Here is a 13,827-nt window from a genome sequence, read left to right as displayed (position 1 = left end):
AATATTACATATTGGAACTCAACAAAATACTCCATTGATAAGTACATAGATCGAACGGAGGCATCGTTCTTTTCCTAAAATGAAAGGTGACGATAAGAAACATGAGATACGTTTTAAACAAATTGAGCGGACGTTAAAAAATAAAAATTTATAAAGGAAATAGAAAGTATGGTGTTGTATATGTACGATAATAGGAAACTTTTTGCAAACTAAACATATAATTTTAATAGACCGACAGTCGGTCTGATGGGAAGGAGAACTTGAATGCGAATTGTAAAGGAGTATGAGGAGCGTAGAAAGGAAATTTTAGAAACAGCTGAGCGTTTGTTTCTTACGAAAGGTTATACGAAAACAACCGTGAATGATATTTTAAAAGAAATTGGTATAGCAAAGGGGACGTTTTATCATTATTTTAAGTCGAAGGAGGAAGTAATGGATGAAATCATTATGAGGATTATTAAAGAGGATGTCACTAAGGCGAAAAGGATTGTCTCCAATCCCGATATCCCCGTTTTAGATAAGTTATTTAAAATTTTAATGGAACAATCACCAAAATCAGGAGATGTCAAAGAAAAAATGATTGAACAATTCCATCAACCAAATAATGCAGAAATGCATCAGAAAAGTTTAGTGCAATCCATTATACATTTATCTCCTGTATTAACGGAAGTTTTAGAGCAAGGAATAGAAGAAGGCATATTTTCTACTCCATACCCACAAGAAACAATTGAATTATTACTCTCTTCAGCACAAGTCATATTTGATGATGGTTTATTCCAGTGGAAACCGGAAGAAATGATGAGAAGAGCTAAGGCTTATATTAAAATGATGGAAGTATCTGTTGGAGCGAAAGAAGGGTCCTTTGATTATATGATCGAGGTTTTAATGAAACAGAAATAGCTTTTTTCTGTTTGGGTGTTATAGACCGGCAGTCGGTCTAGACTAAATGAAGGATGTGATGAAGATGCCAGCAAGTATTCAATCTTCCTTGAAAGATTTTCACTTAATGGTAAGTGGTCAAATTATTACTATTTTAGGTTCAACACTATTACGTTTTGCACTGTCTTTATATGTGCTAGATATAACAGGACGTGCCGATATATTTGCAGGGTTATATGCCATAACGAGTATCCCGTTTTTGTTAGCTCCTCTTGGCGGAGCGATAGCAGATCGTTTCAACCGCCGTAATGTAATGGTCATTTTGGATTTTATAAACGCTGCTATTGTATTAAGTTTTATAGTTTTGTTATTAACTGAATCGGTATCTATTTTATTGATTGGAGCAATTATGTTTTTACTAGCAGTCATTAGTGCAATGTACTCACCAGTTGTTATGGCAAGTATTCCGCAATTAGTTCCAGAGAAAAAGTTAGAACAAGCAAACGGTATCATAAATGGTGTGCAAGCATTATCTAATATAGTTGCACCTGTACTAGGAGGAATATTATATGGCATAATTGGTTTGAAAATGCTCGTAATAACAAGTTGTCTTGCTTTCTTTTTATCTGCAATTTTAGAAATGTTTATTACAATACCTTTTATAAAAAGAGCGCAAGAAAGCCATATCATACCGACAATTGTAAAAGATATGAAAAAAGGTTTTCTTTATGTTTTAAAGCAACCTTTTATTTTGAAGGCTATGTTACTTGCAGCTTTACTAAACTTAATTTTGACACCGTTATTTGTTGTTGGAGGACCTATTATGTTACGAGTAACTATGCAGAGTAGCGATACGATGTATGGAATTGGAATGGGATTAATTGATTTTGCAACCATATTAGGGGCATTGTCAATCGGTTTCTTTGCTAAAAAGTTACAGATGAAAACATTATATAATTGGATGCTTATCATAGCTTTATTAGTAATGCCAGTGGCACTATCAGTTACACCGTTTATTCTTAATTTAGGATACTATCCACCATTTATCCTCTTTATACTTTCTTCTCTTCTAATCGCAATGATTATGACAATTGTATCCATTTATGTGATTACTGTAGTCCAAAAGAAAACACCAAATGAAAATCTAGGAAAAGTGATGGCATTTATAACAGCGGTATCTCAATGTATGGCACCAATTGGGCAAGTCGTATATGGTTTTATGTTTGAAGGATTCAGTACGAAAATTTATTTACCTATATTTGCTATTAGTTTCATAATGATAATAATAGCGGTGGTGACGAAGAAAATATTAAGAAATGAAGGGAACTAGCTTCATATGCTTAGAGTATTAGCGAAACCCAATCCTAATCAATTCTTCATCATTTATTTCAATTACGAATCTATATTCTTTGTCTAATAGCCAGTAATAAAAACTGACTGCATCAACGTCAACTAGTGATTGGAATACTTTATCAAGATTTGTACTTACTACAGGGATTTCATAGTTATCCCGTATTATAAAAATCTGTTCGTCAAAATCTAGTTGGTTTGCTCTAATAAGGGAAATTAGTTGTTCTTTGTTCGAAGCTATGAATTGATTATCTATCTGTTCCCAATCTATTCTTCCCGAGACAATTATAGGAAATGAATTCATTAAAATAGTAGCAATCTGCTGGCTTTTTTCTTGGGAGAAAATGAGAGTTTCGTTTCCTAGGGATTCAAGGCATTCACTAAACAAAGGGTTTGTGTCATTGTTGTTTTTGGTTTTCAGTGCTCTTAACTTTTGTCGCAATTTCCATTGTCTTGACGATCTATCATCCATTTTTAACATTCCTTATACAATTATTTAAGAATGAGTATAGCATATAAGGGAAGTCTTTATGAAAAGGAACTTTTTAAATATAAATTAAACAAAAGCGTTATTTGAAAAAAAGCCTTTTAAGGAAAGATAAGAGGCCATCAAAAAATATAACAACATGAAAATTTTATATTATGTATATACAATTTAAAGAGTTAGTGGAAATAATAAAATGTATAAAATTCTTATAAAAAAGCCCTAGGATTAGGGGATCTAGGGCTTCCTCTGTTGGTATATCTCACACGACATTATAAAAAGAAAAGAACTTAATGAAGATAACACATGAATGTTTCGTAAATGTATCAAAAAAGTGAACAAAAACGTTATTTTATTAGAAAAATATGATTGTATGAAATATCATGTATGAAAGAAGAGGCGTTAGCAAAAATATACCTTAACGAAATCGACTTTATTTTTCAGCAAAGTATTCTTCTTAAGTGACTCATGTTGTAAAGGTAGCAGCGAAAACAGAAAGAGTTCTTTTTTTGCAGACTGAGAAATTGTTAGTGAAATACGGATGGGGAAATATGAACATGATTATTTGAAAGTACGGGAAGAGAAATTGCTAAAATGGCAAGATGTACTTGGATTTTAAAGAAAAAACTCCTATTGAATGTAGGAGTTTTTTCTTTGTTTGAAAGTTCAAAAAGATATATAATAATTTTCTGACTATTAATTTGTGGAGGGGTATTAATGAAAAATGAAACGTTACACACACAAGAAGACATTTTAAAAATGCTTGATTCATTATTAAGACCTGCAGAACCATTTTGGAATGAATTTTATGAGAATAGAGAAAAGGATGTTCCGTTTTTTGGAAATGTCCCAGATGAGAACCTAGTTTCGTATATACAAAAAGAGAGAGTTTCAAAAGGGAAAGTATTAGAACTTGGGTGTGGTCCAGGTAGAAATGCCATTTATTTAGCGACTCAAGGATTTGATGTAACAGCAGTGGATTTATCTGTAGAAGGCATTAATTGGGCTAAAGAAAGGGCATTGGCAAAAGAGGTAGCAATTCATTTTATTTGTGATTCAATTTTTAATTTAGAGGTTCAAAACGAATTTGATTTTGTATACGATTCGGGCTGTTTGCATCACATTCCACCGCATAGAAGAATAAATTATGTGGATTTAATTAAAAACTCATTAAAATCGGGTGGTTATTTCGGATTAACATGTTTTGCGGCAGGTGATTTAGATGAGCGAAATGGATCGGAAATAACAGATTGGGACGTATATAGAGAGTGGAGTCTACAAGGTGGTCTTGCATACTCGGAAGAAAAGTTAAGAGAGATATTTAAAGAATTTGAGGTAATTGAGATTAGAAGAATGAAACAAATGAAACAACCGAAAGAAATGTTTGGAGAATCATTTCTTTGGACAGCATTATTTAAGAAGAAATAATAAAGTAGATAATTGACAAACTCATCGTTTTTATAGACAATATATTAAAAGGAACGTACGTTTGGTTTTGTTGGCGTATGTTTTACATAAATACATAACAAGGGGCTGTCTCCATATGAGTAACGCAAATCAAAAAATTACTACGTTTTTAATGTTTGAGGGCAAAGCTGAGGAAGCAATGAATTTTTATACGTCACTATTTGATCAATCAGAAATTGTAAGTATTTCTCGCTACGATGAAAATGGACCTGGTAAAGAGGGAACTGTAATTCATGCAACTTTTACGCTAAATGGCCAAGAGTTTATGTGTATTGATAGTTATGTAAATCATAATTTTACATTCACTCCAGCTATGTCTCTTTATGTAACTTGTGAGACAGAAGAAGAAATTGAAACGGTCTTTCATAAACTAGCGCAGGATGGAGCGATTCTTATGCCTTTAGGTTCTTATCCGTTTAGTAAAAAGTTTGGCTGGTTAAATGATAAGTATGGTGTATCTTGGCAGTTAACTCTTGCTGAATAAAAAAGAAAAAGCGTAGCTTATTTGTTTGTCAAAGATGTTCATCTTGTATGGAATGAAGTTTCTAGGGTTTTAAAGAATAAAGGTGTTCTTATTGCTGGATTTACAAATCCGTTACTATGGATTTTTGATGATAACCAAGAGCAAAAAGGTATTCTGGATGTTAAACATTCAATTCCTTCATCAACATTGGATTATTTACCAGAGGATGAAGTTCAAGATTACATCGATTCAAATCAAACAATAGAATATGCGCATACTTTAGAAGACCAAATCCAAGGCCAAATTGATGCTGGTTTTGCTATAACAGGTTTTTATGAGGATGATTTTGGTGGAACAAGGATATTGGATAAGCATATTAAAACATTTATTGCGACAAAAGCTATAAAATTAAAGATGGATTAAGAATTTTTGCTTGTCGCACGGGGCGTTAGTCGAAGAAGGCTCTTAAAATAGAAAAGGATGGTACTTTCCATCCTTTTCCTTATGTATTTTGAGTGTCGAAACTATTCTCAAAACAAGTTTTACACTACTAGTTGTATAATTAGGTTATGCTTTTATATTAAGAATTTTGCTGACCGAATCTTTTCCCGAGTTTAGCTAACAATTCAGGTTGATCGCTTTGGCTCATTATAACTTCAATAAAGATAAGTTGATTCTTATTAAAAATTATATTTGTTAAGACTTCTGCTAATTCTGCTTCATTTTCTACTTTAAATGTTAGACTTTTTTCTTCTGATCCAAATATCATTGATAGTTTATTGTAATCCCACATCTGTATGTCATTATAAGGTTGGTTTTGTCCGTGAATGGCACGTTCAACAGTGTATCCGTTGTTATTGATTAAAAATATAATCGGTTTTAAATTTTGACGTAGTATAGTTGATAACTCTTGGGCAGTTACTTGGAAAGAACCATCACCAATAATTAAAATGTTGCGCCGTGATAAATTGGCGAGCTGTGTACCAAGTAGAGCGGGCAGTGTATATCCGATAGATCCCCATAACGGTTGTCCTACATATGCAGTGTCATTAGGTAGAGGGATAGCAGCACTACCAAAGAAAGGTGTTCCTTGCTCTACAATTAAGACGTCGTTTTCTTGTAAGAAATGGTACATTTGCTGCCAAAAACGTTTTTGTGTGACCATTTGTGCTTTTGGATTGAACTCTTCAGTAAAAGGTGATGATTCTAAAATAAATGGCTTAACGTCAAGGGTATCTTTATTACGATGCTCAATTGAATCACTTAAATGTTGTAAAACATCCTGCATTACAACTGGACCGTATTTTTTATCTATAATTTTCACAGTGTAGGGATGGATTTCTATAACTTGTTCTTTTGTAAAACCTTGTGTGAAGCCGCCTGTAATAGTATCAGTTAACTTCACACCAATACTAATAATACAATCAGATTCATCAATTCTTTTTCGCAAGTACGGAGAACTTACATCACCAGTATAAACACCTATAAATTGAGGGTGTTTTTCTGGGAATATTCCTTTTCCCATACTGAACGTCGCGATGGGAAACCCAGTTTTTTCTACGAATTGATGTAAACTTTCTTTAGCATGAAATCGATCTACTTCAAAATCAGCTAAAATAACAGGTTTTTTGGCACTATTTATTTTTGAAATGGCATGTAGAAGCATTTTATTTAATGCTTCTTTATTACTTAAAATAGGTTTATTTATAATAGGTTCTGTCGGTTTATTAATTGGTTTATTATACACATCAATCGGCAAATTAATATGAACAGGGCGTTTTTCATTCCAACATGCACGTAAAACACGGTCAATTTCCTCAGCAGCATGCTCAGGTGTTACATTTGTTTGTGCTATAGTGATTTCTCGATACATATTGGAAAAGTGATCGAACTTTCCATCTCCTAACGTATGATGGACGATTGCTCCATTTTCCATTACTTTTGTTGGTGGCGTACCTGTAATTTTTATAACTGGCACGTTTTCCGCATATGAGCCAGCAATACCGTTAATAGCGCTTAATTCTCCAACACCGAAAGTAGTAATAAGAGCGGCGATTCCTTTTATGCGAGCGTACCCATCTGCTGCATATGCAGCATTTAATTCATTACAATTGCCAATCCATTTTAAACTTTTATGTGCTATCACATCATCTAAAAAGGCAAGATTATAATCACCAGGAACCCCAAATATATGTTCAATTCCTAATTCGTGTAGTCTATCCAATAAATATGTACTTACAGTATATTGTTTTTTCAAATGAATCATCTCCTAATTATGCAATGAATGTTTCAATAGACTAAAGAAGTTCTAATGCGTTGATTAAAATATTCATTACTAGATTGTGGTATAATTTACATACAGGGGGAAAGTAGATGACACAACATAAAGAAGAACAGATGAATGAGGCATTAGCATTATTTTATTTTGCATATAAAACATTTACTGAAAAGCCAGATGAAATTATAAAAGAATATGGCATTCAACGAGTACATCATCGAATTTTATTTTTTATCGCACGTTTTCCAGGGATAAGTGTAAATGAGTTATTATCACTATTAGAAATAAGTAAACAAGCTCTCCACGGGCCGCTACGTCAACTTGTGGAAAAGGGCTTAATTGAGAGTAATGAAGCTATGCATGATCGACGTGTGAAACAGTTGTCTTTAACAGAAAAAGGTACAGATTTAGAGAAAAAACTGAGTGATGTACAAAGACAACAAATGGGTGCTATTTTTTCAAAATTTGGTGAATCATGTGAGGACAATTGGCACCAAGTTATGAATGAAATGGCAAATAGCCGATCAGGTTTTGATGCTTGGATATCGAAACGTGAAATACCAGTCGATCAAAAATAATGAAAAAACTTCTGTTTTTATCGTTTGAAAAAGAGCAAATTTTATCCATACATTTGGCAACTATGATTTGGTCATAGAGTGAATGGATAAAAAGATACATTACTAGATACTTTATACGTGTACGCAATGGAACAATAAAATTCACATTTCCGAAAGGGGAATTATAATGATAAAACTTGTACTTATTCGTCACGGACAAAGCTTATGGAATCTTGAAAATCGCTTTACTGGATGGACAGATGTTGATCTATCAGAGAATGGATTAAGTGAAGCGAGAGAAGCAGGAGCAATATTAAAGAAAAACGGATATACTTTTGATGTGGCTTATACATCTGTATTAAAACGCGCAATTCGGACGTTATGGATTGTACTTCATGAGATGGATCTTACTTGGGTTCCAATACATAAATCTTGGAAGCTAAATGAAAGACATTATGGTGCATTGCAAGGGCTGAATAAAGATGAAACTGCTCAAAAGTATGGTGAGGAGCAAGTTCATATTTGGAGAAGAAGTGTTGATGTAAGACCACCGGCTCTTACTGAAGACGATCCTCGATATGAAGCGACCGATCCAAGATATAAAACACTCAAAAAAGGTGAATTTCCATTAACTGAATGTTTAGAGGATACGGAGAAGAGAGTACTTGCTTATTGGCATTCAGAAATTGCGCCGACATTAAAAAGTGGTAATAAAGTAATTATTTCATCACACGGTAACACAATTCGCTCGCTAGTAAAATATTTAGACAACCTTTCAAGTGATGGTGTAGTTTCATTAAATATTCCAACTAGCATTCCGCTTGTTTATGAATTAGACGAAAACTTACGTCCGATTCGTCATTATTATTTAAGTATGGATGGAGAAGTACCTGAAGGGGAAATTCCGAAACATATTTCTTTTTAATACGAAAATTTGAAATGAATGCTTGTCTACATATATAATATAGACTCATGGTAAAGTGAAATTTTAATCAGTGGGGTCTTACTGCCCACAAATAGCAGGATAAAAGACGTGGTACCTTCTAATATATATGCGATGTAGCTAATTTTAGAAGCTTGTCCACGTCTTTTGTCATAAAGAGAGCAGCTTGCGCATGTAATGATATCGTGAGTAGTTTTTGAATGGAGGGTGATGTGATTAATGATCTCTAACATTCGAATTGGCTTATTTGTTTTAGCGATTGTCTTTGTAGTCCTTGTTTTCTTTTATTGGAAAAATGAAGAGTTGTACGAGGAGAAGAAGCAACGTATTAGAAAGACTTGGTATGGTTTGTTTATCATATCTGTCACCGTGTATTTCATGATAAAAGGAATCGATTTAACCCTCTGGAAAAATCTTTTAATGTTTACTGCAATGGTTATTTTTGTTGATATTGCGTTCATTTTAACGCCTAATATTTCAGAAATATGGGGTGCGAAATTTAGCGATATTGGCAAGACAGTTCAATCCATAAAACGATCATTAATTGCATCTAAAGCAAGAGGAGAAATATACACGACAATTATTCAAAATGTTAATCCAGCAGTATTCGGTACGATGGAATGGCATACGGAAGAGGAATATACAAAGAGCTTAAATGCATTTTTAGATTCATATGGGGAAAAGATTGGCGCGAAAATTGTTGTTTTTGAAGCTGCGAAGGAATTAAATACAAACTTTCGTGGTATTCGCTCACAATTTAGTATTATCGTCCCGTTAGAACATATCGAGCAATTGAATGAGCAGAAAGCGGTGCAAGTAGAAAATGTCGGGATTATACCAGCAAAAATAGTAAGTGACGTTTTCATTGTTATTGATGGAAAGAAAAATAACCTGCAAGATCGGGATTTTGAAAATGTATATAATTTAACAATACATCATAGTTATTTTAGTAAATAAGGACAGAATCTTTTTCTGTCCTTTTCTTCTATACATAAATTAAAAACAAAATCCGACAAAGTTGAATAAAATTGGACAATCATTCCTACACTAGCATGTAGAGGTGATTGTAGTGGTAAAAGATTATGACAATGATTTTTTTAAAGAAAATAACGAAGATACAACAGATTTCTCTTTAATAAAAGGGGATACGTTGCAGCAAGTAGAAGAATTAGAAGAAGAATTAAAAAGAAAATCATAAGTGTACACTCTTTCTACATTTGCTATATAATATAAATAAAAGGTTGTATCTTTTTGAAAAGGGGGAGAAGAGATGGCTGAAGTCAATGTACAAAAGTCTTCGTTTTTTAAAGAAAAAAAAGAAGAATCCAATACAGATTTCTCTCTTGTGAAAGGTGCATTAACGGAGAATATAAATCGGTTAGAGAAACTGATGAATAATAGTAGTTCAAAATATATACAGGTGAAAAGAACAAAAGAAAATGCATAGAGCATTTTCTTTTGTTTTTTATTTAATAGTAAACTTATCTTTTACTTTTTTAGGTAAATCTGTTTTCTGAATCTCTTCATAGGACTTTACTTCAATTGATGATATTTCATTGTTGCTATTATCATCTTGATCTACATAAAGGCGTAAAAACGCGTCTTTATTTAATTTATGATTGTTTTCTTTTTTTGTACTTCTAAATGTAATTTGTTTTTTGACGCCATCTTCATCATATGCGGACAGCGTATAGTTTCGTAAGTTTCTATGATCTACTTTTTCGATAGTTCCTTCGCCTTTTATCTGCATGTAATATACATCTTTACCAATTCTATTTAGTGACGCTCTCTCACAGCCAATAGTAAAACTAAAAAATAATAAACATAGTGTAATAATTGCTAAAAACTTTTTTATTTTCTTTATCTCCTTTAATGTGTTTCTTTAAAAAGTATACGACTATTATTAAATGAGAAAAATCGATGTAGATTACAACGCCCTTACAATGTTGTAAGAGTGTTGTACATAAAATGAACAATAAAAGTTAAAAGAAAGATAAAATAATGAATCATGGTATAATGATATGAGACTTACATATTATTTTTTCATTTTGAGAGGAGCTTGAAAAATGTATTCTACTTTAGAACAATTAACAAAGCACCCTGTATTTTTTCATTTTGCAGAAATTTCAAAGATTCCTAGAGGATCAGGTAATGAAAAGGAAATTAGTGATTATTTAGTGGGCTTTGCAAAAGAGCGTAACTTAGAAGTCATTCAAGATGAAGCATTAAATGTCATTATTAAAAAAGAAGCAACAGCTGGTTATGAAAATGTACCAGCTATTATTATTCAAGGTCATATGGATATGGTTTGCGAAAAAAATCAAGCAACAGTACATGATTTTGAAAAAGATCCAATTGAATTACGAATCATTGGGGACATGTTATATGCAAATCAAACAACTTTAGGTGCTGATAATGGTATTGCAGTTGCGTATGCATTAGCTTTATTAGATTCAAAAGAAATTCCGCATCCAGCACTTGAAGTCGTTATCACTACTGAAGAAGAAACGACAATGGGCGGAGCTTTTGCTATTGATCCAAATCATTTTGAAGGAAAGATATTTATAAATATTGATTCTGAAGAAGATCATAAATTACTTGTAAGTAGTGCAGGTGGTGCGAAAGCTGTTGAAACAATTCAAGTAATTTGGGATGAAACGCCAGCGAATATGGATGCATACCGTATATATGTTGGTGGTCTAAAAGGCGGCCATTCTGGTATGGAAATTGATAAACAACGCGGTAATGCGAACAAAGTATTAGGACGAGTATTACGTGATTTATCAGTACATACGGAGTTTTACATAAGTGAAGTTCACGGCGGATTAAAAACGAATGCAATTCCGCGTGAAAGTGTAGCTACAATTTTAATTCGTACAGAAGATGTAGGACAAGTAGAAGAAAAACTAGAATCATGGACACGTGTATTACAAGAAGAAATGCGTGCTGTTGATCCAGATGTTCATGTTACACTGACAAAATTGGATGAAAAAGTTGAAAAAGTATTTGCTAAAGAGACACAAAAGCAGCTTATTTCATCATTATTCTTAATTCCAAATGGCATTCAAAGTATGAGCATGGATATTAAAGGTCTTGTAGAAAGTTCAACAAATTTAGGCGTTATTGAAACGTTGCAAGATGAAATTAAATTACGTAACGAAGTGCGAAGTTCTGTAAGTAGTTTAAAACAACATGTTGCAGAAGAAATCAAATATATTGCTGAATTAGTTGGTGCTACATTTGAAATAGAGTCAGAGTATCCAGAATGGCCATACAATCCAAACTCACAAATTCGTAATTTATTTGAAAAAGTACATCAAGAAAAATACAATAAAGAAATTGAAATCTTCGCTGTACATGCGGGGATTGAGTGTAGCGCATTCGTTCAAAAGATGCCTGAGTTAGATGCAATTTCATTCGGACCAGACATTTTCAACGTCCACACTCCAGATGAACATATCAGTATCTCTTCTGTAGTGAATAACTGGGGATTCTTCATTGATGTAATGAAGGGTACGAAAGAATTAGCTAAGTAATAACAACGAAATAAAAAGGAGTCTATAAAAATTTATAGGCTCCTTTTTTGTATTGGAATTTATCCCACTATTTGCCGGGCAGCTCGATTGGTTCAACTAATAATCAGTGGGGGATGAATAAAACCACTACTGATTAAAGTTTCACTTTATGAGAAGTCATTTTTCGTTAGTATGTAATATTAAGCTTGAACAATTAATAAGGATGAATTGTTGATGTTTTTTAGTACTGATAAAGGGGTGGAGAAATGAAGGGAAGAAATCATTTTATTGTTTGTATGTTTTTATTGTTTTTCACATTTAGTTTTATTGGTGTTCAGAAAATAATAGCAGAAGAAGTTGAATTTTCAGGAACAACAGCTCCATTGAATATAAATGTTAGAGAGGCAAAAAGTTTAAATGCAAATATTGTAGATGTGATTCCCGGAAATACACAAGTATCTTTTAAAGGATGGGAGTATGGTGAAGCGGTTAAAGATTACTGGACAGGAAATTTAGATAATCGTTGGTTTTATTATTTTAAAGATGGAAAAAAAGTATATGTAACGTCAGCGTATATTAATGGAAATCCCCCAAGTACACCAACAGACCGTAAATTATCTGTACCTAACATATTACAAGAAAGATCAAATTGGTGTTGGGCAGGCACTTCGGTTTCGGTTTTAAATTATTTTGGGAAAACTCCTTCACAAGATCAGTACGTTAGGTATGTTAAGGGTGGATCATATAATAATCCTGCAACTTCACGTGAAATACAATATGGATTATCGGGATATGGTGTTAGCTCAGCTATAAGTTCTGGAGCAAAATCTTATGATTGGTTCAAAAGTCAAATTAATAGTAATCAGCCGATGATTGCACTCATTATGTGGCAAAATGGAGCTAACATCGGACACTTTCTAGTACTTGATGGATTTTATAAAGGGACAAATGGAACAGATTATATAACATACATGGACCCTTGGTATGGTGATCATTATAATCATAATTTCAGTACGTTCCATAACAATAATAATTTTTGGTGGAGTGAAACTGTTTATAATATCCATGCAAACTAATAATATTAAAAGCGGGGGTTCATAAATGGGAAAACTACTTAAGCTTGTGATACTGTGCATGTGCTTAATGACCGTTATTATTTTCGCTAGTAAAATTAGTTATGCATCAAAAAATAAAAGTGAATCAGTACAATCGATCGCATTAAAAGATTATCAATATAGTAAGGGAAGTTCTTCTGAAAATTTAAGTTTTGAAAAAATAACAACATCTCCATTTTCGTTACCAATCTATGAAACAATTCCAGCACAGCAAATTTTAAATAGCTCTGAATTTAAGAATTTACTATTACCAACAAATGAAAAGCTGTGGTTTATTATGAAGGGTGAGCAGCCAGAAGGACTAATTGTTGCGAATGATACTGAACCGATTCGAACGGGCGGAGAAAATAGAAGTAAAGATTTATATGGATTATATAAAGCAATAAAAAATAATACAAATGAAACAAAAGATATTAGTTATTTCGAATTTGAAGGGCAAGGAATATTGGTAGTAAATCAAAATAATGATCAAGAAATATACCTTAGTAAAGGTGCCGCTGCCATATTAAAACTTCCTGCTGGTCAAAAAGTATTGAGCAGTGAAGTAATACAGAAAATGAAAGAGAGAATTGTAACTGGTTTTGAATAGTGGTAATATCTGATTTTTTTTGTTTATACAAGGTTGAATAGGGAACAGGATCAATGGTAGCATTAGGGCATCTTTACTGTTTGAAACCTAATAGTGTATATAAAAAGGTTAGAGAAGTTAATTCTCTAACCTTTTTATATTAATGTCTGAAATTTAAAAAGTGATGGAGTAAACCAAATAATAAAAG

General features: G+C 32.7%; 15 protein-coding genes and 2 pseudogenes. 14 read left to right on the top strand and 3 right to left on the bottom strand.

Annotation, left to right across the window (positions count from 1 at the left end):
* Window positions 1-264 precede the first annotated feature (264 nt).
* Together ES895_RS14155 and ES895_RS14150 are read left to right on the top strand one after the other, a co-directional pair.
* The gene (locus ES895_RS14155; RefSeq protein WP_001223580.1) at window positions 265-900 is read left to right on the top strand and encodes a TetR/AcrR family transcriptional regulator; all 636 of its coding nucleotides are present in this window, start codon (window positions 265-267) and stop codon (window positions 898-900) included.
* Between the two features lie 64 nt (window positions 901-964).
* Window positions 965-2,209 carry an MFS transporter gene (locus ES895_RS14150; protein WP_001111715.1) on the top strand — a complete coding sequence of 415 codons (1,245 nt, stop codon included), beginning with the start codon at window positions 965-967 and terminating at the stop codon, window positions 2,207-2,209.
* 18 nt (window positions 2,210-2,227) lie between these two features.
* Here the strand turns inward: ES895_RS14150 and ES895_RS14145 are convergent, their stop codons facing one another.
* Entirely contained in the window at window positions 2,228-2,701 is a 474-nt protein-coding gene (locus tag ES895_RS14145; protein ID WP_000342727.1) for a CDI toxin immunity protein, read from the bottom strand.
* A 473-nt stretch (window positions 2,702-3,174) separates the two neighbouring features.
* On the opposite strand from ES895_RS14145, the pseudogene ES895_RS14140 reads away from it, so the two are divergent.
* From ES895_RS14140 to ES895_RS14125, 4 genes and pseudogenes are all read left to right on the top strand, one after another.
* Window positions 3,175-3,332, top strand: a pseudogene (locus tag ES895_RS14140) (ABC transporter ATP-binding protein); the annotation flags it as partial.
* A 98-nt stretch (window positions 3,333-3,430) separates the two neighbouring features.
* Window positions 3,431-4,141: a class I SAM-dependent methyltransferase gene (locus tag ES895_RS14135; protein ID WP_000787497.1), complete on the top strand. Its 711-nt coding sequence runs from the start codon at window positions 3,431-3,433 to the stop codon at window positions 4,139-4,141.
* A 115-nt stretch (window positions 4,142-4,256) separates the two neighbouring features.
* Window positions 4,257-4,664: a VOC family protein gene (locus ES895_RS14130; protein ID WP_000063589.1), complete on the top strand. Its 408-nt coding sequence runs from the start codon at window positions 4,257-4,259 to the stop codon at window positions 4,662-4,664.
* Between the two features lie 12 nt (window positions 4,665-4,676).
* Window positions 4,677-5,066: pseudogene (locus ES895_RS14125) on the top strand (SAM-dependent methyltransferase); the annotation flags it as partial.
* Window positions 5,067-5,223: 157 nt separating this feature from the next.
* On the opposite strand, the gene ES895_RS14120 reads toward ES895_RS14125, so the two are convergent.
* Window positions 5,224-6,909, bottom strand: coding sequence for an alpha-keto acid decarboxylase family protein (locus ES895_RS14120; RefSeq protein WP_002196497.1), 1,686 nt, complete (start codon window positions 6,907-6,909; stop codon window positions 5,224-5,226).
* 107 nt (window positions 6,910-7,016) lie between these two features.
* Here ES895_RS14120 and ES895_RS14115 point away from each other — a divergent pair, with 107 nt between their 5' ends.
* The 5 genes from ES895_RS14115 to spoIISB all read left to right on the top strand — a co-directional run bounded on the left by ES895_RS14115 (window position 7,017) and on the right by spoIISB (window position 9,868).
* Window positions 7,017-7,499, top strand: coding sequence for a MarR family winged helix-turn-helix transcriptional regulator (locus ES895_RS14115; RefSeq protein WP_000191888.1), 483 nt, complete (start codon window positions 7,017-7,019; stop codon window positions 7,497-7,499).
* Between the two features lie 166 nt (window positions 7,500-7,665).
* Window positions 7,666-8,403, top strand: a complete 738-nt coding sequence (gpmA, locus tag ES895_RS14110) for a 2,3-diphosphoglycerate-dependent phosphoglycerate mutase (protein WP_000594152.1) — start codon at window positions 7,666-7,668, stop codon at window positions 8,401-8,403.
* 237 nt (window positions 8,404-8,640) lie between these two features.
* Window positions 8,641-9,378 (top strand): type II toxin-antitoxin system SpoIISA family toxin, encoded by a 738-nt coding sequence (locus tag ES895_RS14105; protein WP_000624977.1) that lies wholly within the window; start codon window positions 8,641-8,643, stop codon window positions 9,376-9,378.
* Window positions 9,379-9,490: 112 nt separating this feature from the next.
* A complete protein-coding gene (locus tag ES895_RS14100; RefSeq protein WP_000237820.1) occupies window positions 9,491-9,619 on the top strand; it encodes a hypothetical protein in 129 nt (42 codons plus the stop codon).
* Window positions 9,620-9,691: 72 nt separating this feature from the next.
* The gene (gene spoIISB, locus ES895_RS14095) at window positions 9,692-9,868 is read left to right on the top strand and encodes a stage II sporulation protein SB (RefSeq protein WP_000852629.1); all 177 of its coding nucleotides are present in this window, start codon (window positions 9,692-9,694) and stop codon (window positions 9,866-9,868) included.
* Between the two features lie 18 nt (window positions 9,869-9,886).
* Here the strand turns inward: spoIISB and ES895_RS14090 are convergent, their stop codons facing one another.
* On the bottom strand, window positions 9,887-10,276 hold the full coding sequence (locus tag ES895_RS14090) for a YxeA family protein (protein WP_000713867.1): 390 nt from the start codon (window positions 10,274-10,276) through the stop codon (window positions 9,887-9,889).
* Between the two features lie 211 nt (window positions 10,277-10,487).
* Between ES895_RS14090 and pepD the strand changes: the two genes are divergently transcribed.
* From pepD to ES895_RS14075, 3 genes are all read left to right on the top strand, one after another.
* On the top strand, window positions 10,488-11,957 hold the full coding sequence (gene pepD / locus ES895_RS14085) for a beta-Ala-His dipeptidase (RefSeq protein WP_000287515.1): 1,470 nt from the start codon (window positions 10,488-10,490) through the stop codon (window positions 11,955-11,957).
* A 245-nt stretch (window positions 11,958-12,202) separates the two neighbouring features.
* Window positions 12,203-13,012, top strand: coding sequence for a papain-like cysteine protease family protein (locus ES895_RS14080; protein WP_098279605.1), 810 nt, complete (start codon window positions 12,203-12,205; stop codon window positions 13,010-13,012).
* 25 nt (window positions 13,013-13,037) lie between these two features.
* The gene (locus ES895_RS14075) at window positions 13,038-13,640 is read left to right on the top strand and encodes a hypothetical protein (RefSeq protein WP_000517260.1); all 603 of its coding nucleotides are present in this window, start codon (window positions 13,038-13,040) and stop codon (window positions 13,638-13,640) included.
* Window positions 13,641-13,827 lie beyond the last annotated feature (187 nt).

This window comes from Bacillus sp. 007/AIA-02/001 (genome assembly GCF_004634455.1).
In the GTDB taxonomy this organism is placed as follows: domain Bacteria; phylum Bacillota; class Bacilli; order Bacillales; family Bacillaceae_G; genus Bacillus_A; species Bacillus_A cereus.
The sequence above is the reverse complement of the archived record's forward strand: the minus strand, read 5'-3'. Positions and strand labels throughout refer to the sequence as shown.